At 63.9% G+C, this 25,250-nt stretch carries 27 protein-coding genes; 8 read left to right on the plus strand and 19 right to left on the minus strand.

The window, feature by feature from the left end:
* Both NKI67_RS00005 and NKI67_RS00010 read left to right on the plus strand, forming a co-directional pair.
* A partial coding sequence (locus NKI67_RS00005; RefSeq protein WP_352644063.1) for a TOBE domain-containing protein occupies positions 1-368 on the plus strand: 368 nt, incomplete at its 5' end.
* Positions 369-614: 246 nt separating this feature from the next.
* The gene (locus NKI67_RS00010; RefSeq protein WP_352448400.1) at positions 615-896 is read left to right on the plus strand and encodes a hypothetical protein; all 282 of its coding nucleotides are present in this window, start codon (positions 615-617) and stop codon (positions 894-896) included.
* Between the two features lie 12 nt (positions 897-908).
* Here NKI67_RS00010 and NKI67_RS00015 read toward each other — a convergent pair whose 3' ends face one another.
* Positions 909-1,889 carry an AraC family transcriptional regulator gene (locus NKI67_RS00015; RefSeq protein WP_023675183.1) on the minus strand — a complete coding sequence of 327 codons (981 nt, stop codon included), beginning with the start codon at positions 1,887-1,889 and terminating at the stop codon, positions 909-911.
* Positions 1,890-1,983: 94 nt separating this feature from the next.
* Here NKI67_RS00015 and NKI67_RS00020 point away from each other — a divergent pair, with 94 nt between their 5' ends.
* Complete coding sequence (locus tag NKI67_RS00020) at positions 1,984-3,207, plus strand: MFS transporter (RefSeq protein WP_352568287.1); 1,224 nt, start codon at positions 1,984-1,986, stop codon at positions 3,205-3,207.
* On the opposite strand, the gene NKI67_RS00025 is transcribed toward NKI67_RS00020, so the two are convergent.
* Complete coding sequence (locus NKI67_RS00025) at positions 3,204-3,551, minus strand: GFA family protein (protein ID WP_352568286.1); 348 nt, start codon at positions 3,549-3,551, stop codon at positions 3,204-3,206. The two genes, NKI67_RS00020 and NKI67_RS00025, sit on opposite strands and share 4 nt — an antisense overlap.
* Before the next feature lie 120 nt (positions 3,552-3,671).
* Here NKI67_RS00025 and NKI67_RS00030 point away from each other — a divergent pair, with 120 nt between their 5' ends.
* Positions 3,672-4,967 carry an amidase gene (locus tag NKI67_RS00030; protein WP_352448397.1) on the plus strand — a complete coding sequence of 432 codons (1,296 nt, stop codon included), beginning with the start codon at positions 3,672-3,674 and terminating at the stop codon, positions 4,965-4,967.
* A gap of 14 nt (positions 4,968-4,981) precedes the next feature.
* Here NKI67_RS00030 and NKI67_RS00035 read toward each other — a convergent pair whose 3' ends face one another.
* From NKI67_RS00035 to NKI67_RS00055, 5 genes are read right to left on the minus strand one after another with little or no spacing between them, the layout of a single operon-like run.
* Complete coding sequence (locus NKI67_RS00035; RefSeq protein WP_023675186.1) at positions 4,982-5,365, minus strand: DUF6748 domain-containing protein; 384 nt, start codon at positions 5,363-5,365, stop codon at positions 4,982-4,984.
* Positions 5,366-5,407: 42 nt separating this feature from the next.
* The gene (locus NKI67_RS00040; protein ID WP_352644064.1) at positions 5,408-6,388 is read right to left on the minus strand and encodes a hydroxyacid dehydrogenase; all 981 of its coding nucleotides are present in this window, start codon (positions 6,386-6,388) and stop codon (positions 5,408-5,410) included.
* 1 nt (position 6,389) lies between these two features.
* Entirely contained in the window at positions 6,390-7,106 is a 717-nt protein-coding gene (locus tag NKI67_RS00045) for a FadR/GntR family transcriptional regulator (protein ID WP_023675188.1), read from the minus strand.
* Between the two features lies 1 nt (position 7,107).
* Positions 7,108-8,277, minus strand: a complete 1,170-nt coding sequence (locus NKI67_RS00050) for a mandelate racemase/muconate lactonizing enzyme family protein (protein ID WP_352644065.1) — start codon at positions 8,275-8,277, stop codon at positions 7,108-7,110.
* Positions 8,278-8,331: 54 nt separating this feature from the next.
* Positions 8,332-9,219, minus strand: coding sequence for a sugar phosphate isomerase/epimerase family protein (locus NKI67_RS00055; RefSeq protein ID WP_023675190.1), 888 nt, complete (start codon positions 9,217-9,219; stop codon positions 8,332-8,334).
* Positions 9,220-9,611: 392 nt separating this feature from the next.
* On the opposite strand from NKI67_RS00055, the gene NKI67_RS00060 reads away from it, so the two are divergent.
* The 3 genes from NKI67_RS00060 (at position 9,612) to NKI67_RS00070 (ending at position 13,036) form a co-directional block, all read left to right on the plus strand.
* A complete protein-coding gene (locus NKI67_RS00060; protein ID WP_352644066.1) occupies positions 9,612-10,667 on the plus strand; it encodes a sugar phosphate isomerase/epimerase family protein in 1,056 nt (351 codons plus the stop codon).
* Between the two features lie 154 nt (positions 10,668-10,821).
* Positions 10,822-12,009 (plus strand): Gfo/Idh/MocA family protein, encoded by a 1,188-nt coding sequence (locus NKI67_RS00065; protein ID WP_023675192.1) that lies wholly within the window; start codon positions 10,822-10,824, stop codon positions 12,007-12,009.
* A gap of 175 nt (positions 12,010-12,184) precedes the next feature.
* Positions 12,185-13,036 (plus strand): sugar phosphate isomerase/epimerase family protein, encoded by an 852-nt coding sequence (locus NKI67_RS00070; protein ID WP_352644067.1) that lies wholly within the window; start codon positions 12,185-12,187, stop codon positions 13,034-13,036.
* A 24-nt stretch (positions 13,037-13,060) separates the two neighbouring features.
* Here the strand turns inward: NKI67_RS00070 and phnE (NKI67_RS00075) are convergent, their stop codons facing one another.
* The 11 genes from phnE (NKI67_RS00075) to phnG form a co-directional block, all read right to left on the minus strand.
* A complete protein-coding gene (phnE, locus tag NKI67_RS00075) occupies positions 13,061-14,428 on the minus strand; it encodes a phosphonate ABC transporter, permease protein PhnE (RefSeq protein ID WP_352644068.1) in 1,368 nt (455 codons plus the stop codon).
* 67 nt (positions 14,429-14,495) lie between these two features.
* Positions 14,496-15,452 carry a phosphonate ABC transporter, permease protein PhnE gene (gene phnE, locus NKI67_RS00080; protein ID WP_352620196.1) on the minus strand — a complete coding sequence of 319 codons (957 nt, stop codon included), beginning with the start codon at positions 15,450-15,452 and terminating at the stop codon, positions 14,496-14,498.
* A gap of 66 nt (positions 15,453-15,518) precedes the next feature.
* Positions 15,519-16,427, minus strand: coding sequence for a phosphonate ABC transporter substrate-binding protein (phnD, locus tag NKI67_RS00085; protein ID WP_352644069.1), 909 nt, complete (start codon positions 16,425-16,427; stop codon positions 15,519-15,521).
* A 90-nt stretch (positions 16,428-16,517) separates the two neighbouring features.
* Positions 16,518-17,366 carry a phosphonate ABC transporter ATP-binding protein gene (gene phnC / locus NKI67_RS00090; protein WP_352644070.1) on the minus strand — a complete coding sequence of 283 codons (849 nt, stop codon included), beginning with the start codon at positions 17,364-17,366 and terminating at the stop codon, positions 16,518-16,520.
* A gap of 235 nt (positions 17,367-17,601) precedes the next feature.
* The gene (locus NKI67_RS00095; RefSeq protein ID WP_352644071.1) at positions 17,602-18,219 is read right to left on the minus strand and encodes a DapH/DapD/GlmU-related protein; all 618 of its coding nucleotides are present in this window, start codon (positions 18,217-18,219) and stop codon (positions 17,602-17,604) included.
* Positions 18,216-18,923 (minus strand): phosphonate C-P lyase system protein PhnL, encoded by a 708-nt coding sequence (gene phnL / locus NKI67_RS00100; protein ID WP_352633814.1) that lies wholly within the window; start codon positions 18,921-18,923, stop codon positions 18,216-18,218. The genes NKI67_RS00095 and phnL overlap by 4 nt, the downstream gene beginning before the upstream one ends.
* A gap of 226 nt (positions 18,924-19,149) precedes the next feature.
* Positions 19,150-19,926 carry a phosphonate C-P lyase system protein PhnK gene (gene phnK, locus NKI67_RS00105; protein WP_140536281.1) on the minus strand — a complete coding sequence of 259 codons (777 nt, stop codon included), beginning with the start codon at positions 19,924-19,926 and terminating at the stop codon, positions 19,150-19,152.
* On the minus strand, positions 19,923-20,822 hold the full coding sequence (locus NKI67_RS00110; RefSeq protein WP_352644072.1) for an alpha-D-ribose 1-methylphosphonate 5-phosphate C-P-lyase PhnJ: 900 nt from the start codon (positions 20,820-20,822) through the stop codon (positions 19,923-19,925). Before NKI67_RS00110 ends, phnK begins: the two co-directional genes overlap by 4 nt.
* 265 nt (positions 20,823-21,087) lie before the next feature.
* On the minus strand, positions 21,088-22,200 hold the full coding sequence (locus NKI67_RS00115) for a carbon-phosphorus lyase complex subunit (protein WP_352644073.1): 1,113 nt from the start codon (positions 22,198-22,200) through the stop codon (positions 21,088-21,090).
* Between the two features lies 1 nt (position 22,201).
* Positions 22,202-22,810, minus strand: a complete 609-nt coding sequence (gene phnH, locus NKI67_RS00120) for a phosphonate C-P lyase system protein PhnH (protein ID WP_352644074.1) — start codon at positions 22,808-22,810, stop codon at positions 22,202-22,204.
* A complete protein-coding gene (gene phnG / locus NKI67_RS00125) occupies positions 22,810-23,271 on the minus strand; it encodes a phosphonate C-P lyase system protein PhnG (protein ID WP_023675204.1) in 462 nt (153 codons plus the stop codon). Before phnG ends, phnH begins: the two co-directional genes overlap by 1 nt.
* A 135-nt stretch (positions 23,272-23,406) precedes the next feature.
* Between phnG and phnF the strand changes: the two genes are divergently transcribed.
* Positions 23,407-24,150 (plus strand): phosphonate metabolism transcriptional regulator PhnF, encoded by a 744-nt coding sequence (gene phnF / locus NKI67_RS00130; protein WP_023675205.1) that lies wholly within the window; start codon positions 23,407-23,409, stop codon positions 24,148-24,150.
* A gap of 18 nt (positions 24,151-24,168) precedes the next feature.
* On the opposite strand, the gene NKI67_RS00135 is transcribed toward phnF, so the two are convergent.
* Positions 24,169-25,185 (minus strand): zinc-binding alcohol dehydrogenase family protein, encoded by a 1,017-nt coding sequence (locus NKI67_RS00135; RefSeq protein ID WP_352568274.1) that lies wholly within the window; start codon positions 25,183-25,185, stop codon positions 24,169-24,171.
* Between the last annotated feature and the right edge of the window lie 65 nt (positions 25,186-25,250).

Raw genomic sequence — 25,250 nt, forward strand, 5'->3', positions numbered from 1 at the left:
CCCCCCCCCCCCCCCCCCCCCCCCCCCCCCCCCCCCCCCCCCCCCCCCCCCCCCCCCCCCCCCCCCCCCCGACTTCCGGGCCGCTAAAGACGGGCGCGGCGACCGACGGTCGCCCGCTCGTCTTCGGTATTCGTCCCGAGGACGTCTATCTCGAGACCGGCGCGCCGGTCGAGGCGCGGGTCCATGACGTCGAGAACCATGGCGTCGAGAAGATCCTGACGCTGCGGGTCGGCGACGCCATGCTGCGCGCCACCGTGCCTGCCAGGACCGACGTCCAGATAGAGCAGCCGGTGCGCTTTGCCTGGAACCCGGACAAGGTGGTGCTGTTCGACAAGGGCAGCGGAATAAGCCTGCGTCACGCCGGCTAAGTACAAGCGTCTTTACTGCGCTAGAGCGGGATGCGTTCAAAGTGAACCGTGCATCCCGCTCTATCCATGTGTTTTAGCCGCATTTGTGCGACGCCACTTGATTCCACTTGGCTGCGAAATGCTCGAGTCTTCCCGTCATCCCCCGTACGGGGGATGCGGATGCTCCGATTTGTCGAATAGGCTGATCCTTTGGTCCCAAACGGGCTTTGCAAGCCCAATTTGGAGGCCCAAAACGGAGGGTTGGCTATGGGAAATCTGTTCCGCAGTTTTGCGACGATCCTGCTCGTCGCCGGTATGGGATTGTCGGCGGCGCATCTGGGCGAGGCGCAGGCAGCCAAGAAAGTTGTCGCCGGCGCGAAGGTCGACGCCAAGAAGATCAAGGACCTCAACGGCACGGTCAATCTGTCCACCAGCGACTGCAAGCTGTTGTTGAGCGGCACCGTCGTGGAAGTCTCGGATGGCAGGTGCGGGGCCTCCGGCAAATATTGCAAGAGCAGCGCCGGCTCGGCCTGCATCACCGAGCAATAAGCCGGCCAACGTTTAGCCGGCCTGGCGGATCTCCGCCTGTTCCTCGGCCCGGAAATGGCTGGGCGGCGATCCGATGACCCGTTTGAAGGCGCGGCTGAAGGAGGCGTCGGATTCGTAGCCGAGGCGCGCCGCGACGACGGAAATCTTGAGCCGGTCGCGGACCAGCCATTGCCTCGCCTGGTGCATCCGCACCTGCGTGACGTACTTTGCCGGTGTTTCGCCGACAATGGTTGCGAAGCGCTCGGCGAAACCTGATCGCGAGGCACCCATCATCTTCGCCAGAGCCTCCACCGTCCAGTCGCGGTTCGGTTCCAGATGGATCGCGGCCAGCACCCGGCCGATCTCGCGGTCCCTGACCGCCGCAATCCAACCGGAAGAGTCGCCGCAGCCGCGCTCGACCCATGAGCGGATGACGGTCGCGGCGAGCACATCGGCCAGCCGCGCCAGGATGCCGCCGGAGCCGACGCGCTCCATCGTCACCTCGCGGGCCATCGCTTCCAGCAAATGCGGGATACCTGGCTCATAGGCCTCCAACTCATGTGCGCGCATCACGTCCGGCATCATGCCGAGCAAGGGGTGCAAGCCATCGAGATTGAAATACATGCTGCCGAAAAACAGCAAGGTCCCCGGACGGCAGCCGGGCATGCCGTCATTCGACATGCAATAGACACCCTTGCAGATTTCCTCGACCTCATAGCCGTGGATCGGCGCCGCCTCGATACCCGGCTCGCTCGCCAGCGTGTGGGCTGAGCCGCGCGGCAACAATACCGCGTCGCCCGCCTTGAGCTCGACCCATTCACCGGACGGCTGCAGCAACCAGCAGCCTTTGCGGCCGATGAAATGAAACCGTGCCGCCGCCTGAGCCGGAAAATGGATGCCCCAGGGTTCCTTCATCTCGCAACGGCCGTAATCGACGCCTTCGAGACGCAATCCGCGCAATATGTCTGTCAGCGGATCGCCGGTGATTGGAATTTTGGACGAACGGTCAAACATAATGGTGTTTCTAGCATGGAAACTCCAGCTAGTCACTCCCTATGTTGCTTGCATTGCCGCCAAATGCTGCGCTGCAACAGACCGGAGATCCCTCATGACCGAACCCGCGACAGGCGTCATGGACGCCGTTCTCGACCCATCGGAAACCGGCGAACGATCCGAGCCCGCATGGGGGGCGGTGGTCTCCCTGGCGCTCGGAGTCTTTGGCCTGGTGACCGCGGAATTTCTGCCTGCCAGCCTGCTGACGCCGCTTGCGCAGGATCTCGGCATCACCGAAGGCGCCGCCGGGCAGGCGGTAACGGCCACCGCCGTCATTGGCGCGATTGCGGCGCCGACCATGGCTATTGTCACCAAGCGGCTGGACCGCAGGCTGGTCATGTGGGCGCTGACGGTGCTGCTTGTGCTGTCAAACCTGGTGGCCGCGTTTGCGTCCTCGCTTCCCGTTCTTCTGATTGCCCGCATCATGCTCGGGATCAGTCTTGGCGGCTTCTGGTCGATGTCGGCAGCCATGGCGATGCGGCTCGTTCCGATGCGGTTGATGTCGCGCGCCATGTCGATCATTCTCACCGGCGTTTCGGTGGCGACGGTCTGCGCGGCTCCGGTCGGCGCCTATGTCGGCGACATCTGGGGCTGGCGGACGGCGTTCATGATCGCCGCCGTGGTCGGTGCGCTGGCGCTGCTGGTGCAGGTGGCTACCATTCCGAAGCTGCCGCCTGCAGGTACGGCAGGTTTTCGCACGCTGCTGGAGGTGATGAAGCGGCCGATGATCAGGGTGGCACTGCTGGTGGTGCTGCTGGTCGCCTCGGGACATTTTGCCGGCTTCACCTATGTCCGCCCGTTTCTCGAGAAGGTGCCCGCGCTGGACATCGAGACGATCTCGCTTGTGCTGCTCGCCTACGGCATTGGTGGCTTCTTCGGCAATTTTGCCGGCGGCTTCATTGCCGAACGCAGCCTCAAGGCAGCCGTCAGCCTGGCGCCCCTGCTGATCGCGTTTTCGGCGCTCCTGCTGCTGGTGGTCGGAGGTTCACCCGTCGTGGCTGCAATAGCAGTGGCCAGCTGGGGCTTTGCCTTCGGCGCCGTCCCAGTCGGGCTGCAGACCTGGCTGGTGCGGGCCGCCCCCGATCAGGCGGAAAGCGCCGGTGGGCTCATGGTTATGACGTTCCAGGTCGCCATCGCGTTGGGCGCCGTCTTCGGCGGCCTGCTGGTCGACAATACCGGCGTTGCCACCGCCTTCGCCTATTGCGCGGCGGCGACGTTGCTTGCGGCACTGGCGGCGTTCTTCCTTGGCCCCAAGCCGATCGACGACCCCAAGGCCTAAACGGAACGGCCGTCGAAGTCGAAGACCGGCACGGCGGCGACGTCCAACGCCTCGATGCAATTGATATTGATATAGGCACTTCGCCCGCTCCCTTCGCCGACATCCTCGGCGAAGGGGTGAATGCCGCAGCTGCGGCAGAAGCGGTGGGCGATGACATGGTTGCCGAAGCTGTAGCGGCCGAGATCATCGCCCCAGGCAAGCACCCGTATGCTCTCATGCGGAACTGCCCATAACAGTGCACCCTTGCGCGAGCAGATCGAGCAATTGCACCGAACGGCTCCGGTCAGCTCGCCTTCGACCTCGAACGCGACCTTGCCGCAGTGGCAGCTGCCTTGGTAGAGCATCGGGCCTTCCTCCTTCGGTTCGACAGGTGCAAATCCGACCGTGCCGGGCTATGTCTCCTGCGGCCAGTTTCTGGCTGCTACCTTAAGACGTTGCAAGCGCGCGGAGTCCGACACCGAAAAATGCAATCAGCCCGCGATCACCTCGAAGCAATTCTTTCGCCTCTTGCCGCTCGCGTCGACGATGAGAGGGTTTTCGTAAAGCTCTACCCGGAAGCCGCACGGGCGGCGGCGGACGCCACCGATGCGCGGCGAAAAGCCGGCGTCACGCTCGGGCCGCTCGATGGGGCGATCGTCTCGATCAAGGATCTGTTCGATGTCGCCGGCGAGCCGACCACGGCTGGCTCTCTGCTGCTCGCCAACGCAGCGCCGGCGCTGCGGGATGCCATTGTCGTGCAACAGTTGCGCCAGGCCGGTGCAATCATCCTCGGCAAGACCAACATGACCGAGTTCGCCTTTACTGCGATCGGCGTCAATCCACATTATGGCACGCCCGGCAATGCTAGCGATGCCAGCCGTATTCCGGGCGGCTCCTCCTCAGGCGCCGGCGTTTCGGTGGGCGAAGGCACCAGCGAAATCTCCATCGGTTCCGATACCGGTGGTTCGGTGCGCATTCCGGCATCGCTGAATGGCGTCGTCGGTTTCAAGCCGACTGCGCGGCGCGTGCCGCTTGCGGGTGCGTTTCCGCTATCAGCCACGCTGGACTCGATCGGTCCGCTGGCCCGCACCGTCGCCGAATGTGCGGCGGCCGATGCAGTGATGTCGGGCGAAAACCTGGCGGCACTGTTGCCGCTGCCGCTGGACGGCCTGCGCATCGGTATTGCGCGCGGCGTGCTGTTCGATGATACGCAGGAAGAGGTCGCGACGACGTTCGACCGGTGTCTGCGCAAGATAGAGCTTAGCGGCGCACGGCTTGTGGAGCTGTCGATCGACGACCTGCTTGCCGATCTGCGCGTGGCAACCCAACGCGCGTCGATCGCGGCGATGGAAGGGGCGGAGATCCATGCCGACTGGCTGGCGACGGGAGCGACGAGGCCGGTCGACCCGCGGGTAAGCGGGCCATTGTCGCGCGCCGCCGCCATTCCGGCCACGGTCTATATCAGGGCAATGCGCCGCCGCACGGCGCTGGCCGCCGCGATGGATGACCGGCTGGCGTCGGTCGACGTGCTGGCCCTGCCGACCACACCGGTGACGGCGCCGACGATCGTGTCGATGACCAGCGACGAGGCTCTGTGCAACAGGACGGAAGGCCTTCTGCTGCGCAACACGCAGGTCGCCAACCAGTTCGATCTATCAGCCATCTCGCTGCCGATGCCGGGAATGACGCGTCCGGCCGGGCTGATGCTGGTGGCGCGCAATGGCCATGACCACCACCTGCTGCGCATCGCAGCGGGCGTGGAGGGGCTGCTTGCAAATTGATCGGATAGCGCGTGTCAGCGCGACGAGCAGTGGCCGCGTTCGCTGTCCTTGGCGGCGCGTTCGATGCTGGTGGCGACCAGCCAAGGCAGGGTGTACCGCTTGCCGTTGAAGGTCCGGGTGCGGTTCTCGATCGAGCCGACAACAACGACCTTGCCGGCATAGAGCTTGTCTGAAAGATCGAGCGCCTTGTCTTGCTGCGGCAGGCGATCGATGTCGATTGAAACGCCTTTGATGAGCTTCCCAGCAGCGAGGTCGAGTGCGCTGTTCGATGGACAGGGTGCCGCCACGCAGCGTATGCCGTTGTCGCAGAACACGTAGCTACCCTGTCCGTTGGCGAAGGCTTGCGCCGTCGCCACACAGAAGCCGGCGGTCAGCAGGAATTTTGTGACGCTTGCCATGCCGGCACCATCGCCGGCGAATTCGGGAAAATTAGGGCGCTTTCAGAAATCGGCAGGGAACCGCCGCCGGTAGTGCTCGACCACTTCGGGGTTGCGCAGATTGACCGGCAATCTGTTGGCCAGCACCAGCAAGGCTTCGCCAGCCGCGCCGACGCCCATGCGCATCATCGACTGCTCGGTAATCCCAGCCATGTGCGGGGTGACGATGACGTTGTCGAAGCCGAAATAAGGATGGTTGGGCGGTAGCGGTTGTGTAGCAAAAACATCGAGCGCAGCGCCGCCGATGCGGCCCTTCTGCAAGGCCTCGATCAGCGCGTTGTCATCGATCACCGGCCCGCGCGAAACATTGATCAGCAGCGCATCCGGCTTCATCCGCTCAATGCGCTCGCGGCTGATCAGCCCCCGTGTTTCGGGCGTCAGCGGGCAGCACAGAACGATGATGTCGCTCTGCTCGATGAGTGCATCGATCGACAGGAAGCCGACCCTGTCCGGCGCCGGCCGCATGCTGCGCGTCGTCGCCACCACATTCAGATCGAACCCATGGGCGGCGATGTGGCCAACCGCCTGACCGATCGCGCCGAGGCCGACAATGCCGATCGTCTTGCCCGCTAGCTCGCTGGCCACCACCGTGTGTTCGCGGCCCGCCAGCCAGCCCTTCGCACGCAAGTCGCGGTCCAACACACGGAAGCGCCTAAGCAGCGCCAGCGCCGCGAACATCACATATTCGGCGACAGATCGCGCGTTCACCCCCGGCACGTTCGCCACCAGCACGCCGGCCGCATTGGCCGCTTCCATCGGTACCATGTCCAGCCCGGCGCCGTGGCGGATCGCGGCCCTGAGCTTCTTCGCGCCTTCGAAAAGCGCCGCAGGCAAGGGAGCGCGAACGATGATGACATCGGCGTTCCTCGCCTCGGCGGCCAGCGTGGCCGCATCGAGGGCGGAAGCAACGACGAGTTCGCCGGCCCCGGTCAGCATGGAAGCGGCACGAGGGTGCAGTCTGTGTGTTGACAGGATCTTGGGCATTTCAGGCCTTTTCGAGCGCAGGGCTTTCCGGTTCCGTCCCACGCCCCTCGATCAGCCCCTTCCAGTAGCTTTCCGCGCCTTGCAGGTGGGCGCTCATCAGCGCCTGGGCGAGATTGCCATCGCGGCGCAGCAGCGCCTCGTAGATCTGGATATGCTCGGCATGGGAGCGCACGCTGCGTTCGGGATCGTTGAAATAGATCGGCAGGCGCAGTTCACCCATCATGTAGTAGACGCTGCAGATATTGTGGAAGACGCTGTTCTTGGTCGCCCGCACGATCTCGAGGTGGAACTCGCGGTCTTCCCGGGCAAGCCCTTCACCGGCGGCGATGCGATCCTCGGAGGCCTTCAGGATCTCGCGCAGCCGCTCGAAATTCTCCTCGGTGGCGCGTGAACAGGCAAGTTCGGCGGCCTTGATCTCGTGGATCTTGCGCAACTCGACCGTCTCGTAGATCTGGACGGGATCGAGCGGCAGGCCGGCGCGGGCGAACAGCGCCATCGCCTCGACGCTCGCCTGCTTCGTATCGATGTAGATGCCGGATTTCGCCCGTCGCTCGACGATGCGCATGGCCTCGAGAATGGCCAGCGCCTCGCGGATCTGGCCGCGGCTGACGCTGAAATGCTCTGCCAGTTCGCGCTCCGACGGCGTGCGGCCCGTCTCCTTGTCCGAATGGGAGAACAGATAGGCGGCGAGTTCCGCGAGAAGGTTCTTTTCTTTCATGTCAGCCGTGTTGCGCGTGCGCCTCCAGGAACCGCTCCGAAATGGTGAATCCCAGCCCGGGTCTATCAGGGATCGCTACCATACCGTCCTTTGCTTCGACAGTCTCTTCGATCAGATCGTGGATCATCGGGTTGGCGCCGAGCGAATATTCGACGGTGAAGCTCGCCGGCGAAGCAGCGCAGACATGCAGCCCGGCAAAGAAGCAGGGTGCGCCGGCCCAAAGATGCGGCGCAAAGCGCAGATTGAAGGCGCTGGCGATGGTGCCGATCTTCATCGCCTCGCTGATGCCACCGCAAAAGGCCGGATCCGGCTGGAAGATATCGGCGGATTTGAGCACGGCGAGGTCGCGGAAGGCATAGCGCGTCGCCTCGCTTTCGCCGGTGGCGATCGGGATCGAACCGCAGGCGCGCACCTCGGCCATGCCGGGCTTGTCGTCGGCGATCACCGGCTCCTCGAACCAGGCGAGATCGAGGTCGCCGGCGAGATGGATAAAGCGCTTGGCTTCGGCCACCGTGTAGGTGCCGTGCGCGTCGACCATCAGGTCGATATCGAGACCGAGCGCCTGTCTGGCGGCACGGACGCGAGCGGCCGAGATATGTGGGGCGCCGTCCATGGCGCCGACGCGCATCTTCAGCGCCTTGAAACCGCCCTTGGTGATGTAGGACTGCAGCTGGTCGCCGATGGCTTCCGCAGTGGCCCAGCCGCCGGAAGCATAGGCCGGCATGCGGTCCAGCTTGCGGCCGCCGAGCAGCCGCCAGACCGGAACGCCGAGCGATTTGCCAAGAATGTCCCACAATGCGATATCGACGGCGCTGATAGCGGCGATGCTCATGCCGCGTCGCGCCAATTGCGGCATGGCGTGGCCGGCGCGAGCGGCGCTGTCGTGGCGCGTGCCATTATAGAGCATCTCCCATATGACGCCGATGTCAGCCGGGTCGCGGCCGACCAGCTGCGGGCCGACCTCGTAGTTCAGCAAATGGACAAGGGCGCCGTAGCTGCCGGCGCTGCCGGCGGCATTCTTGCCCTCGCCCCAGCCGACCAGCCCGTCGTCGGTCTCGATGCGCAGGATGGCGGCGTCGAACGTCGCCACCTGACCGAAGTCGCTGCGGTGCTGCTTCGCGGCTTCGATCGGTATGCGGACCCACCAGGCTTGGACCGTCTTGATGCGCATGTTCATCCTCGGCCCGGCCGCGGTGAGGCGGAAGGGCTTTTCCAAACGGCTCGGCTACTTGATCAGCGGCAGCAGCGTTTCCGCGTTGATGCGCATCTGGTCGGTGTAGAATTTCTCCGTGAGCACGCTGGAGCCGTGGTCCTGAATGAATTTCAGCTGCTCCGGCGAGATGTCGACGGGGTTGCGTTCGACCATGTCGGGATAGGGGGCAGCCGGCGTGCGGTCGACGGGGGCGACGAATTCATTGGTCAGCGCGCCGTCATAGCCGATCTCCTTCAGCGTGCCGACGATCTTCGGCCAGTCGATCTGCCCGAGGCCGGCGGCGAAGCGGTTGTTGTCGGCGACATGGAAATCGTACAGGCGCTTGCCGACCTGCCGGATGGCGTCATAGACGTTAAATTCTTCCATGTGGATGTGGTAGGCGTCGAGGCAGACGCCGCATTCGGGACTGACCGCATCGGCCAGCGCCAGTGCCTGGGCGCCGCGGTTGAACAGATAGGTCTCGAAGCGGTTGAGCGGCTCGACCGCGATCTTGACGCCGACCTTCTTGGCGTGGGTGAAGCATTCCCGGGTGGCGTCGACCACCCATTTCCACTCCTCTTCCTCGGTGCCGTCCGGCACCACCTTGCCGACGGTGGCCGGAACCAGCGTGATGATCTCGCCATCAAGTTCGCTGACCATGGTCAGCACGTCCTTGACATACTGCACCGAGCGCTCGCGCTGGCCCTGGTCCTTGGCGGCGAGATTGCGCTCGCCCAGCATCAGCGTCACCGCTCCCCAGCAGCGAATGCCGTACTCGTTCAACAGTGCGCGCGTCTCCTTGGGCTTGTACTGTTCGGGTTCGCCGGAGATCTCGATCGACTCGTAGCCGAATTTCTTGATGCGCTTGAGCGTCGTTTCCAGCGGCTCCGCCCGCATCCAATTGTGCGTCGAAAGATGCATGGTCTATCCTTCCCAGAATCGCCTGTACCAGTTCGCCTGCGGCGCACTCTGCCGAAGCGTGCCGCATGATTCCTCCCCAAGGCGTCCCAGCATTTTTTGCAAACTGGTTCGACCAATTGGGCTTGAAGGGAGGTCTACAGTAATTTCATCTGGACGGCAAGAACTGCTGCCATCAAGCGTTGGCTCCTGTCTATGCTATTGATTATACTTAAACATGTGGCTTAACTCGGCATGGTTGCAGGACCGTCGCAGCGCGTCAAATGGCTTGACCAGATTTCGGCATTTGGTAATACCAGAATAGCAGCGCTGAGCGCGCTGTGCAAAGAGACCAAAGACGCTGGCCCTGTTTTCAATCGGCGCTATGCTTGGTCGTGAAACATAGGGAGATGCCGATGCCGACGACGATGAAGGGGCCTGGTCTGTTCCTGGCGCAGTTTGCGGGCGACGCCGCGCCGTTCAATTCGCTGGCCTCGATCACCAAATGGGCGGCTGGTCTGGGCTACAAGGGCGTGCAGATCCCGACATGGGACGCTCGACTGTTCGATCTCGAGAAGGCAGCCTCCTCCAAGGCCTATTGCGACGAGGTGAAGGGCATCTGCGCCGATGCCGGCGTCGAAATCACCGAACTGTCGACGCATCTGCAGGGGCAACTGGTGGCGGTGCATCCCGCCTATGACGCGCAGTTCGACGGCTTTGCGCCGGCTGCGGTGCACAACAATCCAAAAGCCAGGCAGCAATGGGCGGTCGAACAGATGAAGTTCGCCGCCAAGGCGTCGAAGAATCTCGGGCTCAAGGCGTCGGTGTCGTTTTGCGGCGCGTTGGCCTTCCCATACCTCTACCCATGGCCGCAGCGGCCGGCGGGACTGATCGAGGAAGCATTTGCCGAACTCGGCAAGCGCTGGAAGCCGATCCTCGACGTCTATGACGAGAACGGCGTCGATGTCGGCTACGAAATCCATCCGGGCGAGGACGTGTTCGACGGCGCGACATTCGAGATGTTCCTCGATGCGGTCGGCGGCCACAAGCGCTGCAACATCAACTACGACCCGTCGCACTTCCTGCTGCAGCAGCTCGATTATCTCGAATTCATCGACATCTACCACGAGCGGATCAAGGCGTTCCACGTCAAGGACGCCGAATTCAATCCGACCGGGCGGCAAGGCGTCTATTCCGGCTACCAGAGCTGGACCAACCGCGCCGGGCGTTTCCGCTCGCTCGGCGACGGGCAGGTGGATTTCGGCGGCATCTTCTCCAAGTTCACCCAATACAATTACGATTCATGGGCGGTGCTGGAATGGGAATGCTGCCTGAAGCACCCGGAGGATGGTGCTGCCGAAGGCGCCCCCTTCATCCAGCACCACATCATCAGGGTGACGGAAAAAGCATTCGACGATTTCGCCGGCGGCACGACCGATAAAAAGGTGCTGCGCGGCATGATGGGGATCTAGCACAGATATCCCTCCCCCTCGAGGGGAGGGTCGATCCGCGCAGCGGATCGGGGTGGGGTCGCTGGGCGTAGAGCTCGGCATGAATCGACCCCACCCGGCCCTGCGGGCCACCTTCCCCTCAAGGGAGGGTATTTCAGTGACGAGGGAGAAAATCATGGTTGGCGCATCGAAGACGGAAACGGGAGGCGGTCCGATCCGCTACGGCATGGTTGGCGGCGGACAAGGCGCCTTTATCGGCGCGGTGCACCGCATCGCGGCGCGCATTGATAACGAGTTCGTGCTGGTTGCCGGCGCCTTGTCGTCGAATCCGGAGCGCGCCAAGGCCTCGGCGGCCGAGCTTGGGCTCGATCCGGCACGCAGCTACGGCTCCTATGCCGAGATGGCCCAGGCCGAGGCCAAGCGGCCGGACGGCATCGAGGTGGTGGCCATCGTCACGCCGAACAATGTGCACGTGCCGGCCGCCAAGGCTTTTCTCGAGGCCGGCATCCACGTCATCTGCGACAAGCCGCTGGCGACGACGCTGGCCGAGGCAAAGAAGCTGGCGGCGCTGGTCGAAAAGACCGGCAAGGTGTTTGTGCTGACGCATAACTACACCGCCTATCCGATGGTGCGGCAGGCACGCGAGATGGTGGCCAAAGGACAGCTCGGCGATATCCGCATCGTGCAGTCGGAATATCCGCAGGACTGGCTGACCGAAGATCTGGCCGCCACCGGCCAGAAGCAGGCTGCGTGGCGCTCAGACCCCAAGCAGGCCGGTGCCGGCGGTGCGCTGGGCGATATCGGCACGCACGCCTACAACCTCGCCCGTTTCGTCTCCGGGCTGGAGCTCGATTCGTTGTCGGCCGATCTCGATGCCTTCGTACCGGGGCGGCTGCTCGACGACAACATCAATGTGCTGCTGCGCTTCAAGCCGGTCGGCGGGTCGCACTCCGCCAAGGGCATGATCTGGGCAAGCCAGGTGGCGCCCGGCCACGAGAACGGCCTGAAATTGCGCATCTACGGCTCGAAGGGCGGGCTCGAATGGGTGCAGGCCGATCCGAACTATCTCTGGTACACGCCGTTCGGCCAGCCGAAGCAGTTGATCACCCGAAACGGCGCGGGAGCGTTGCCCGTCGCCGGGCGCGTCAGCCGCGTTCCGCCAGGCCATCCGGAAGGCTATCTCGAAGGTTTCGCCAACATCTACCAGGAAGCCGCGCGGGCCATTCGTGCGGCACGCCGGAAGGGCGGCAAGCCGGCTAAGGATGTCGTTTTCCCAACTGTGCAAGACGGCGTCGAAGGCATGGCCTTCATCGAGGCCTGCGTGAAATCGGCGAAGAAGAATGGAGCGTGGACGAAGCTCTGAAGGGTGGTGATATTCAGGTGAGACCGGCCTGCAAATGGCAGTTTCCTGCGCTTCCGGTGCTCATGTACCAAAAGTACGCTCCGCTCCGGTTCTCGGAACCCACCATTTTCGGCTCGGCCTGACCTGAATCTCACCACCCCTCCGGCGATCGAGCGAATGAAGGGGAGGGGCGTCGATGAAAATCGGCATGTGCATGTTGTTGTGGACGACCAGTGTCACGAAAAAACACGAGCCGTTGTTGAGGGATATCAAGGCGACCGGCTTCGACGGCGTCGAGATACCGGTCTTCTCCGGCACGCCGGACGACTACAAGAAGCTCGGTGAGCTGCTCGACCGCATCGGGCTGCAACGTACCGCCGTCTCGGCGATGGGCGATCCGGCGATGAACCTGATCTCGGCCGACGCCTCGACGCGCAAGGCCGGTATCGACTACATGAAATCGGCGATCGACTGCGCTCAGGCGCTTGGCGCGAACACGTTGAGCGGCCCACTGCATTCCACACTCGGAGCCTTCTCCGGCAGCGGGCCGACGGCGGCCGAGAAAAAACGTTCGATCGCTTCGCAGCGCGCCATCGGTGACCATGCCGGCAACAAGGGTGTCACCATCGGGCTGGAGGCGCTCAACCGCTTCGAATGCTATCTGCTCAACACGATGGACGATTTGTCGGCGCATATCGACGCGATCGACCGGCTGCACATCAAGGCGATGTACGACACGTTCCATGCCAACATCGAAGAGGCCGACCCGATCGGCGCCTATACGCGCAACCGCAAGAACATCGTCCATATCCATATTTCGGAGAACGATCGCGGCGTGCCGGGCCGCGGCCACGTCCCCTGGAAGGAGACTTTCTCCGCCATTCGCAAGAGCGGCTACGACGATTGGCTGACGATCGAGGCGTTCGGGCGTTCGCTGAAGGATTTAGCCGCGGCCACCAAGGTGTGGCGCGACTTTTCCGAAGGCCCGGAAGCTGTTTACCGCGACGGCTACAGGCATATCAGGAATGGATGGAGGAAGGCGCCCTAACCGCACGTCTGCGTAACGCCCCCGTCAGCCCTGGCCGGCCTGGATCCGGTTGTAGTCGTGGATCGTCCTGCTCAAGCGGCGGCGCAGGAAATTGGAAATGCTGTCGAAGATGAAAACGACGAGCAGGACCAAGAGCACCATGTAGAAGACATTGGCCCAGTTGGAATTGGTGCGCATCGCCTCCCAGAGCTTCAGGCCGATGCCACCGGCACCGACGGCGCCGATGATCGTCGCGCCCCTGGTGTTGGATTCCCACTGATAGAGTGTCTGGCTGATGAAGACCGGGATCACTTCCGGCAGCACGCCATAGCGCTGCACCAGCAAGCCATTGGCGCCGGTCGACTGGATGCCCTCGCGTGGCTTGTCGTCGATGTTCTCGAGGCCTTCCGAATAGACTTTGCCGAGCGTGCCGATCTCGGTGAAGAAAATCGCGGCGCTGCCGGCAAGCGGGCCCGGGCCGAAGGCGCGGGTGAAGAACAGCGCCCAGATCAGCATGTCGACCGAACGCATGAAATCGAAGAACCGCTTTAGCACCTGGCTAAGCAGGCCGCTCGGGGTGATGTTGCGGGCGGCGAAGAAGGCGAGCGGGAAGGCAACGATGCCGCCGAGCAAGGTGCCGAGAAACGCCATGACGATGGTCTGGAACAGCTTCGTCCAGACGTCGCCATGCTGCCATTGGGCGTTGTTCCAGATATTGTCGGCGGCCAGCGCAATGTTTGATGTGCCCGGCTTGAGCTGGGGTCCGGACATCAGCAACGAGACCACCTCGCCGGGCGACTTGCCGAAGAAGGGCGAGCGTGTGTCGAAGACGAAATTCGCCCAGCCGAGAAAGCGTTTGCGGACCTTGACGCGATCGACGGTTATACGGACCTCGCCGGCAAAGCCCATTCTCGCGACGATCTCATCGTCATGCACGGTGATCCACTCCGGCACCGGGCCGGATATTACCGGTTTGCCGTTGGTCAACGACACCGGCACCGCCTGGCCATTGGCGACAAGCGTCGCTTCGGCCTTGTCGAAGGTGACGGATTTGGCTCGGCCGTCGATCAGGATGGTGTAGGAGCCGTTGGCGTTGGTGATGACCCAATCGGGATGCGGGTCTTCGCCGAGCGCCGAAAAACGCGGATATCTGGGTGTGATCTGAGGCTGGTCGAGACGGAATTCCGGCTGCAGATCGTAGCTGATCCATTGCGTCAGGAAGAGCGGCAGGCGCTCCCAGTGCGATTCCCTCAGCACTTGCGGCAGGCTGAAGAACCACAAGGCGTAGAGGAGATAGAGCAGGATGCCGGTGAACAGGACCAGCGGGCCGAAGCGTTTGTACAAGGGCCGCCGGAACACTTGGGGAAAGCGCTCCTCGATCGACCGCATCTCATCGGCGGTCATTGCGGCCATGGGCAGTCTTCTTGTTGATTTGCCATGATCTTTTCCAAAAACCGGAATCCACTTTTTGGGATCATGGTCAGGCACCCATCATGAATGCCTGCTCGCCGACGAGCTTGCGGCGTAGCCAGGCGGAAAACTGGTCGACGAGGAAGATCGTCGTGAACAGCAGCAGCACCAATGCCAGCGTCTTGGCGCCGAAGCCGCGCGAGATGGAGAGCTTCAGTTCCTCGCCGATGCCGCCACCGCCGACCGCGCCGATAATGGTCGAGATACGCACATTGATCTCGATCCTGAGCAGCGTGTAGGACATGAAATTGGGCAGCACTTGCGGCAGGCCGGCAAAGCGCACGCGCTCGAACCAGTTGGCGCCGACCGCGCGCAGGCCTTCTTCGGCACGCATGTCGATGTTTTCGTTGATCTCGTAGAAGAGCTTGCCGAGGGCGCCGATGGAATGCAGGCCGATGGCGATGATGGCTGCGACCGGGCCGGTCGAGAGGATGGCTGCGAACAGGCCGGCAATGACGATCTCGGGGAAGGCGCGAAGCAGTTCCATGAAGCGCTTGACGACGAGCCTGAGCATCGGACTGGGCGTCAAGTTGCGCGCGGCGATGAAGGAAAAGGGCACCGCAAAGACAAAGCCGATGAAAGTGGAAACCAGCGCCACGTTAAGCGTGGTGAGCATCAGCTCGAAATATTCGGGTAGATAAAAGCCGCCCCAGAGATAGACGCGGCCAAGCGGGAAGTTGAACTCTTGGCTGCCCTTGTCGTGCGGCGATGCGATGTCGAACAGCGCCCGCCAGACGTCGTTCCAGTCCTTGGGAACAAGCCAACCAAGGAAATCCAGTATGTGCGGCAGCCGATCGAAGAAATGTCCGGCATTGGCCTCGTCGGCGAACCACATGGCTGTGCACATGGCGACAAGCAGTGAGCCGATGCCGAGCGCCGTATAGAACCGGCGCAAGGACGTCTGCCGTCGCCAGGCGTCTGCTGCCTGCCGGACCGCGTCTGAACGAATTGTAGCGGCGAAGGTCATACGGGGTCACGAGCGGACACGCAAAAAGGGCGGCGCTGGAGGACGCCGCCCTTTCCGCAATTGTCGTCAGCCGCCGATCGCGGCTTTGCGGGCTTCGACGATGACGCTGTAGAAGTCCGGCTTCACCGGAACGTAGCCGGTGAAATCGCCGCCTTCGATAGCCTCGAAGCAAGGCTTGTCCTTGGCCGGCAGGCTGGTGAAGAAGTTGGCGAGCTTGGCGCTCATACCGCCGCCGAGCGCGGTGCGCACGACCAGCGGGCCGTTCGGGATCAAGCCGGAGCGCCAGACTTCGACGAAATCGTTGGGGTCCACGGCGCCCTTGGCGACTTCCTTGTGGAAGGTGCCGGAGGTGTAGCCGTTCTTGAAGTCGCCGATGCCCGAGGAATCGTCAACCGCAACATCGACCTTGCCGTCGCGAACCGCGAGAAGGTTGTTCTCGTGGCCGCCATTGAACTGGGTCGAGGCGAAGAAGGTTTCGTTCGAAGCGCCGGTGTCCTTCGGGATCTGGGTCAGTGGGATCAGGTAGCCGGAGGTCGAATCCGGGTCGGCATAGCCGAGCTTCTTGCCCTTGGCCGACTTGATGTCGGTGATGCCGGACGACTTCAGCGCAAGGCCGATCGAATAATAGCCGGTCGCGCCGTCGGTCTGCTGGGTGGTGAGGATAGGGGTCACGGCGTTCGGATCCTTGAGGTAGACGCTGGCATAGCCCGACGCGCCAAGCTCTGCGAAATCGAGCGTGCCGCCGAGCAGGCCCTGGATAACGCCGTCATAGTCGGCGGCCGGGAACAGCGAGACCTTCTCGAAGCCGAATTCGGACTTCAGGTGATCGGCGAGGCACTGAAAGTTGCGCAGCCGGTCCGCTTCGTTTTCACCGCCAAGGATGCCGATGCGGAATTCCTTTATATCCTGGGCGTGAGCGGCGCTTGCCGCGATGGCGAGCAATGAAACGGCGCCAAAAACCATCTTCCTGAACATTATCTCTCTCCTGTTGGTCCCGGCCTCGCGCCGGCAGCGTTCGAATTTTTTGACAGGTGCCTTTGACGCGGGCGGGCGATCAGGCCGTTCTCAATATCCCGGGAATGCGGGCTCGAGCGGTCCGGCGGATGCAGCGATTTTCTGTTTGATGGCGACACTGGTGGAGGTGATGGCCTCGGAGATTTCGCCGCCATTGCTGTCGGCGCCGTAGACCATGCGCACGGCCTCGCGGTTGAGGGCTTCGGGCGGGCCGTCGAAGACGACCTTGCCGGCGGCCATGCCGATGATGCGGTTGCAGTACGTGCGGGCCGTATCCAGCGTATGCAGATTTGTGATGACGGTGATGCCCTCGCGCAAATTGATGTCCTGCAGCGAATCCATCACCACCTTGGCGTTGAGCGGATCGAGCGAGGCAATCGGCTCATCCGCCAGCAACACCTTCGGCTGCTGCATCATGGCGCGCGCAATCGCAACGCGCTGCTGCTGGCCGCCGGAAAGCGTGCCGGCCGGCTGCAGGGCGGTGCGGGCGATGTCGAGGCGCTCGAGGGCTGCAACCGCCTCGGCGCATTCACCGCGGGAGAACATGCCAAATAGGTTGGACAGCGTCGAGCGGTGGTTGAGCCGGCCGAGCAGCACATTGGTCAGCACATCGAGGCGCGGCACGAGATTGAACTGCTGGAAGATCATGGCGCAGTCGCGCTGCCATCGCCGGAGCGGCGAGCCGCGCAACCCGGAGACCTCGACGCCGTCGAACAGGATGGATCCCTGGCTGGGATCGATGAGGCGGTTGATCATGCGCAGAAGCGTCGATTTGCCGGCGCCTGAACGGCCGATGATGCCGACCATCTGGCCCTGCGGAATCGCGATGTGAACATTGCTGACGGCGGTGTTCTTGCCGAACCGGCGGGTGACGCCGCGGATTTCGAGCGTAGCTGACATGGTGCAGGCTCCAGTCCAATCGCAATTGAAGGTCTGTTTACCCTGGCTAGCGCAGCCGCATGAACCTGCGGTGTCGGAACGATGTCAGTTTTGTTACTGCCCACAGCCTGGAGCGGGGCGGGATCAACTCGGCGCGAGAAGCTCGAATGGTGAATGGTGATAAGAACGGCTTCCCTGAGCCTCGAAACCTGTCCGCTGCCCCCATTCACATTCACCATTCACCATTTCACGACCCTCAGCCGCCATATTTCTCCAGAAACGCCTCCGCCGACAATTCCCGAAAATCGTCGAGCGCGGCGCGCAGCCTTGCATGGTCCCAGTCCCACCAGGCGAGCGCCTGGTAGCGCTCCGCCGTGCGGCGGTCGAAGCGTTCGCGGATCGGCTTGGCCGGTACGCCGGCGACGATGGTGTAGGGCGCGACGTCCTTCGACACCACCGCGCCGGCACCGACCGCCGCGCCATCGCCGACGGTGACGCCCGGCAGGATGGTCGAGCCGTGGCCGAGCCAGGTGTCGTGGCCGATGGTGACGCGTTTGGCGCGGCGCTTGGCGAAGAATTCGCTCTCGTGCTCGGCGTCGTCCCAATAATCCGAGGCGCGATAGGTGAAATGGTGCAGCGTCGGCCGCCAGGTCGGATGGTTGGTAGCGTTGATGCGCACGCTTGCGGCGATGTTGGCGAATTTGCCGATCGTTGCGCACCAGACGCCGCAGTCCTGCATCATATAGGAATAGTCGCCGAGCGTGCTTTCGGAAACCCGGCAGCGCTCGGCGATCTCGGTCCAGCGGCCAAGCCTCGAGTTCTCGACTTCCGCCGTCTCGTGGATCAGCGGCGCCTCCGACAGTTTCCTGGTCATGCGGCGATTTTCCCGGCGGCGAAGGCGGTCACGTCGATGACGCGGTCGGCGACCGCCTCACGCACGTCGTGATCGTGGAAGATGCCGAGCAAAGCGACGCCCGCTGCCTTCTTGGCGGCGATCAGGGAAATCACCACATCGCGGTTCCTGGCGTCGAGCGAAGCGGTCGGCTCGTCGAGCAGCAGGATCGGGTGCTCGGTGATGAAGCCGCGCGCGATGTTGACGCGCTGCTGTTCACCGCCGGAGAACGTCGCCGGCGGCAGCGCCCAGAGCTTCTCCGGCAGGTTGAGCTGCGCCAGCAAGGCGCGTGCCTTGCCGTGCGCGACCTCGCGCTCCTCGCCGCGCTCGACCAGCGGTTCGGCCACGACGTCGAGCGCAGAGACACGCGGCACGGTGCGCAGGAACTGGCTGACATAGCCGATGGTAAGCCGGCGCACGGCAAGCACGGTGCGCGGGCTGGCCGAGGCGAGATCGATGAGCCCGCCCTCGTGCTGGACGATGATCTGGCCTTCATCGGCGGCATAATTTCCGTAGAGCATTTTCAGGATCGAGCTCTTGCCGGCGCCGGACGGGCCGCCGAGCACGGCGCATTCGCCGGCCCTGATTGCGAACGAGACACCGGCGACCACCGGCAGTTTGATGCCGTCGCGCAGATGCATGGTGAAGCTCTTCGCGACATCGGAGACAACGAGCGGGGTTGCCATCAGAGGGTTCTCCAATCGTCATTCGTCTGCGGGCCAACACCCCCCTCTGGCCTGCCCTCTTTGCCAAAACTTGCCATCTCCCCCTCAAGGGGGGAGATTGGCAGTCGCATTCGGTTTCGCCATTCTCCTGTGTCGCAGAACGGGCGGGCCATAAAAGCTGCTGATCTCCCCCCTTGAGGGGGAGATGGCCGGCAGGCCAGAGGGGGGTACGCCGGAGCAATCATCGTCACACCTGCAGAATCGAGGAGACAAGCAACTGGGTATAAGGCGCGCGCGGATCGTCGAGGACGCGGTCGGTGAGGCCGCTTTCGACGACGCGGCCGTCCTTCATCACCATCATGCGCTGCGACAACAGCCGCGCCACGGCGAGATCGTGGGTGACGACGATGGCGGCCAGGCCGAGATCGGTGACCAGGCCGCGCAACAGATCGAGCAGGCGCGCCTGCACCGAGACGTCGAGGCCGCCGGTTGGCTCGTCCATGAACACCAGCCGCGGCCCGGTGACGAGGTTGCGGGCGATCTGCAGGCGCTGGCGCATGCCTCCGGAAAAGGCGCGCGGCTCGTCGTCGATGCGGTCTTCGTCGATCTCGACACGAGACAACCAGTCGACCGCCGTTGCGCGGATCCTGCCATAGTGACGGTCGCCGACCGCCATCAGCCGCTCGCCGACATTGGCGCCGGCCGACACCGTCATGCGCAGCCCGTCGGCCGGGTTCTGATGGACAAAACCCCAATCGGTGCGCATCAGGAAGCGGCGCTCGGCCTCGCTCATGCGGTAGAGTTCGCGAAACTGGCCGTCGCGCATCCGGTAGCTGGCGGTGCCGGAGCTGGGCAGCAGTCGAGTTGACAGGCAGTTGAGCAAAGTCGTCTTGCCGGAACCGGATTCGCCGACCACCGCCAGCACTTCGCCCGGCCACAGGTCAAAAGTGACGTTCTCGCAGCCGACGCGCGAGCCGTAGAATTTGGACAGCGCCGAAACGCGCAGCAGCGGTTCGTCTGTCATTGCGCCGGCTCCGTTTTTCCTGGGGCAAGATGGGTCTCGGGCGCGAGATGGCCGCGGTGGCCTTCCGCGCGCCGCTTCTCGCAATGATCGGTGTCGGAGCAGACGAACATGTGGCCGCCATGGTCGTCGAGGATGACCTCGTCGAGATAGACGTTCTCGGCCGCGCACAGTGCGCAGGGCTGGTCGAAGGTCTGCACCTCGAACGGATGGTCCTCGAAATCGAGGCTGACCACATCGGTGAACGGCGGCAGCGCGTAGATGCGCTTTTCGCGGCCGGCGCCGAACAATTGCAAAGCCGGCGAACGGTGCATCTTGGGATTGTCGAATTTCGGCGTCGGCGAGGGATCCATCACATAGCGGCCCTCAACCTTGACCGGGTAGGCGTAAGTGGTGGCGATGCGGCCGTGCCTGGCGATGTCCTCGTAGAGCTTCACATGCATAAGGCCGTATTCCTCCAGCGCATGCATTTTGCGCGTCTCCGTTTCCCGCGGCTCGAGGAAGCGCAGCGGCTCGGGGATGGGCACCTGGTAGACCAGCACCTGACCGGCACTCAGCGGATATTCAGGGATGCGGTGGCGCGTCTGGATGATGGTCGCCTTCGCCGTCTCGGTGGTGACCGCGACATTGGCGACCTTCTTGAAGAAGGCGCGGATCGAGACGGCATTGGTGGTGTCGTCGGCGCCCTGGTCAATGACCTTGAGCACATCGTCCGGGCCAATGATCGAAGCGGTGACCTGGACGCCGCCGGTGCCCCAACCATAGGGCATCGGCATTTCGCGCGAGGCGAACGGCACCTGATAGCCAGGAATGGCGATGCCCTTGAGGATCGCCCGACGGATCATCCGCTTGGTCTGTTCGTCAAGATAGGCGAAGTTGTAGGTGGCGATGTCGGTCATGGCGATCGCTTCCGCTCTGTGCTACCGAATTGAGTTCCAAGACACGGAAAAGGGGCTGGGCTCCGATGACCCCGACCGGATGGATGCGCCTCGGAATCCTGTTGCTGGTGTTCGTCGGGGTGGTTGCCTTTGTGCTTCGAAGAATGGTTCTTCCTGAGCCGAGGGAAGGCGCGCAAGGCGAGACCATTGGCGGCAGTAGCGGTTACGGCGGATACGGAGGCCATTCCCCAGACGGGGGAGGTCACGGTGGTGGAGCTAACTGAAGTCATTCCGCTGCCTGCCTCTTCTCTTCGCCCTTGCCGGCATTTTCGCGGGCGTCGTGCTCGGTGCGCATGCGGCGCACGAGGTCGAGCTCGGCCTGGAAGTCGACATAATGCGGCAGCTTCAGATGCTCGACGAAGCCGGTCGCCTGGACATTGTCGGAATGCGAGATGACGAACTCCTCGTCCTGCGCGGCGGCGATGACATCCTCACCCAACTCCGAGGCGCGCAGCGCGCGGTCGCACAGCGCCATGGCCATCGCCTTGCGCTCGCTCTGGCCGAAGACGAGGCCGTAGCCGCGGGTGAATTGCGGCGGCGCCTTGGCCGAGCCCTTGAACTGGTTGACCATCTGGCATTCGGTGACGCGGATGCTGCCGAGCGGCACGGCAAAGGGCAGTTCCGGCACGTCCAGTTCCAGTTCGACCTCGCCGATGCGAACCTCGCCGACGAAGGGATGGTTGCGCGCGTAGCCGCGCTGGGTGGAATAGCCGAGCGCCAGCAGAAACCCCTCGTCGCCGCGCGACAGCGCCTGCAGGCGGATGTCGCGCGCCATCGGGAATTCGAGCGGCTCGCGGGTGATGTCGCCGGGGACATGATCCCCAGGCATGTCGCCGTCGGGCTCGATCAGGCCTTCGCGGGCGAGGATGGCCGAGACGCGCGGCATGGCTTCCGCCTCGCCTGCACGCTGCTCCGGCTCGGCGACATCGCCGCCGGCGGCAAGTTCGGGATCGAGCAGCCGGTGGGTGTAGTCGAAAGTCGGGCCGAGCAACTGGCCGCCGGGCAGGTCCTTGTAGGTGGCCGACACCCGCCGCTCGACCAGCATCGTGCCGGTGTCGATCGCCCTGGTGTAGCCGAAACGCGGCAGCGTCGTGCGATAGGCGCGAACCAGGAAGATCGCCTCGATCATGTCGCCGCGCGCCTGGACGATGGCGAGTGCCGCCAATTCCCTGTCGTAGAGCGAACCTTCGCTCATCACCCGGTCGACGCCGAGCGCCAGCTGCTCGACGATCTGGTCGAGGCGAAGTGCGGGCACCGAACGATCGCCGCGCCGGCGGTCGGCGAGCAGTTTGTGGGCGTTGCGAATGGCCGCTTCGCCACCCTTTACCGCAACATACATGCTACGCCTCCATCATCTTGATGCGCGTCGTGCGCGGCAGGCAGGCAACGCTGTCAGGGGTGGCGAGGACGATGTCGACACCGCGGGGAAAGCGCTGGTTGTTCTGCTTCCATTGCTCGACGAAATGGCGCGGCATTTGCGCCGGCGCGATCGTCGCCGTCTTCTCGATGCCCGGGCCTTCGAGCACCAGCGCAGCGCCGGAGATGAGATCGCCGACCTCGAGGATCAGCGTCGTCGAGCGATCGGGATAATCCTGGGTGCCTTGCGAAAACCCGTCGAGCGCCATCATCTCGGCCGGCGTGGCGATCAGCGCGAAATGCGCGTCGGCCGGGGTGTTGGCCAGCGGCGCGCCGGTATGGAAGCCAAGCCAGGATTTCACCGCCGACACCTGCAAAGCCGGGTCGAGCCAGAGCGGCGTGTCGTTGTCGCACAGCGCCAGCGCAACGGCGCCGGCGGTGGCCGACAGCGGCGCCGGTGGGTGGGCAAGGGCCGGCAAGGGCTGGACGCTGCCCGGCCGCGCCATCGCGTCCATCACGGCACGGAATACGGTCTGGGCATTGAATACCGGATCGGCGAAGCCGCCTTCAATGGATTGAGCGGCGATATCCATCAGTCTTCTCCGCGCACCATGGTGAAGAAATCGACCTTGGTCGCCGCCGTCTCGGCGCGGCGCTGTTCACGCGCCTTGGCCAGTGCCGCCTGCAATGGCGCAACGATCCTGATCTCGACCTCATTGCGGTGGGCCGGGTCCTGCCACAGCGCATCGGCGATTGCCGCCAGCCTTGCCTTCTGCTTGTCGCGGCCGAGCGCGTAGCAGTGGCCGACATGGCCGGACGCAAGCCGCACCGTGGCACGGGTGACCGTCGCCTCGCCGACATTGAAAGGGGCACCACCGCCGCCGATGCGGCCGCGTACCGTAACCAGGCCGGTTTCGGGGCCACGCAGAAGTTCCGCTTCGCAAGGCAGGCCGGCTTCGTCCCAGAGGCGGACGATGTCGTCGCCGGCCGATTGCGCCAGCGTCGCCATCACGGCCTTGCGCTCGGCCTGCTCTCGCGCTTCCCGTCCTCGCATGGCGGTGCTCCTCGTCTGCGTTCATTTTGTCTATTGATATAGACAACTATACAAATTATATCCATTATCTAGCGCGTGTCCATGACGGGCACGTGACACGGGCCAAAAGATCGGCGCGAGGAATTGGGGCGGGAGATGATCGGACAAGCCAACAGCATCGAGCGGCGCAGCGGTGTCGCGCTGTGGCGGCAGATCGCCGATCAGATCCTGCATTCGATTGCCGTCGGCGATTTTCCCGAAAATGCGGCGCTGCCGCCGGAGATCGCGTTGGCCGGACGCTATGGCGTCAACCGCCACACGGTGCGCAGCGCTATCGCAGCGCTGGTGCAGGAGGGCGTGCTCAGGGCGGAGCAAGGGCGCGGCACCTTCGTGCTGTCGCGCAAGCGGCTGTCTTATCCGATCGGCGCCCGCACCCGCTTTTCCGAGGGATTGCAAGGACAGGCGTCCGAGCGGCATATCACCTTGCTCGCGTCATCGATCGAGCCGGCCAACCGTCGTGTCGCAGAGGGCTTAGGCCTTGCGACGGGGGCCGATGTGATACGCCTGGAAACGCGCGGCGAAGCCGATGGAATGCCGGTGTCTCGTGCGGCCGGCTGGTTCGATGCCAGGCGCTTTGCCGGCATCGATGCCGCCATGGCGGAAACCGGTTCGATCACCGCATCGCTGGCACGTTTCGGCATCGACGACTATCTCAGGCAATCGACTGTGCTGTCGGCGCGCCATGCCGATGCCGCCGACCTTGCGGACCTCGAGCTGCAGCCCGGCGCCATCGTGCTGGTGACGGTCGCCGTCAACGTCACGCCCGACGGTCAGCCGATACAGTTTTCGGAGTCGCGCTTCCCGGCCGAGCGGATCGAGCTCAAATTGTCGGCGCTCTGAGATGCGGCAGCCCTGGCATCATCCGACTTGAATGACGGCCTTGATCAGGCCGGACTTCTCATGCGCCCAGCGGGCGAGGTCGTGCGGCGTCTCGCCAAGCGTGGTGCGGTGGGTGACCAGCTTTGTCAGCGGCAGCGCGCCGTTGCGGATCGAGGCGGCGACATGGTCGAAATCGGCACGCAGGGCGTTGCGGCTGCCGATCAGCATCATCTCGCGCTTGTGGAATTCGGGATCGGAAAAGGCGATGTCGTCCTTGACGACGCTAACCAGGACCAGCGCCCCGCCGTGCGCGACATGGGCGAAGGCCGACTGCACCGACCGGGTGTTGCCGGTGGCATCGAAAACCACGTCGAAGCCGTCGCCGCCGGTTGCTTCCCGCACCAGGTCGGCAGCAGCGCCCCGCGAGCCGTCGAGGGTCGCGAAGCCGAGTTCGCTTTCGGCGAAACCCAACCTCTCCGCACTCATGTCGAGCAGCGTCACGTCGAGCCCGGCGATGCGGGCGAACAGCGCCGTGCCGAGCCCGATCGGGCCGGCACCAATGACCAGTGTGCGCGCACCTGGATCAGCGAGCGAGCGCCGCACGGCATGGGCGCCGATCGCCAGGAATTCGACGGCGGCGGCATCGGCCAGCGACAGGCCGTTTGCCGGATAAAGATTTTGCGCCGGCACCAGGATCTGCTCGCACATGGCGCCGTCGCGGTGGACGCCGAGCACCTCGATCCTGACGCAGCAATTCGGCTTGCCTTGCCGGCAGGCGATGCATTTGCCGCAGGCGAGATAGGGATTGACGATCACCGCTTCGCCGACGGCGAGATCGACGTCCTCACTAACCTCGGTCACGGTGCCGGAAACCTCGTGGCCCATGATGCGGGGATAGGCGAGGAACGGGTGCTTGCCTTCGAAGATGTGATAGTCGGTGCCGCAGATGCCGACATGGCTGACGGCGACCAGCGCCCAGCCGGCGGGGGGCGCGCCAGGCGCCGGACGGTCTTCGAGGACAAGTTCGCCGGGCGAGCGGCAGACGACGGCTTTCATGCTTCAATCCAGTCGGTTCATGGCACCGCCGGCCCTGCTGTCGCGAGGCCGGCGGTTATTGGGAG

The organism is Mesorhizobium sp. M0408 (assembly GCF_040321495.1).
In the GTDB taxonomy this organism is placed as follows: Bacteria; Pseudomonadota; Alphaproteobacteria; order Rhizobiales; family Rhizobiaceae; genus Mesorhizobium.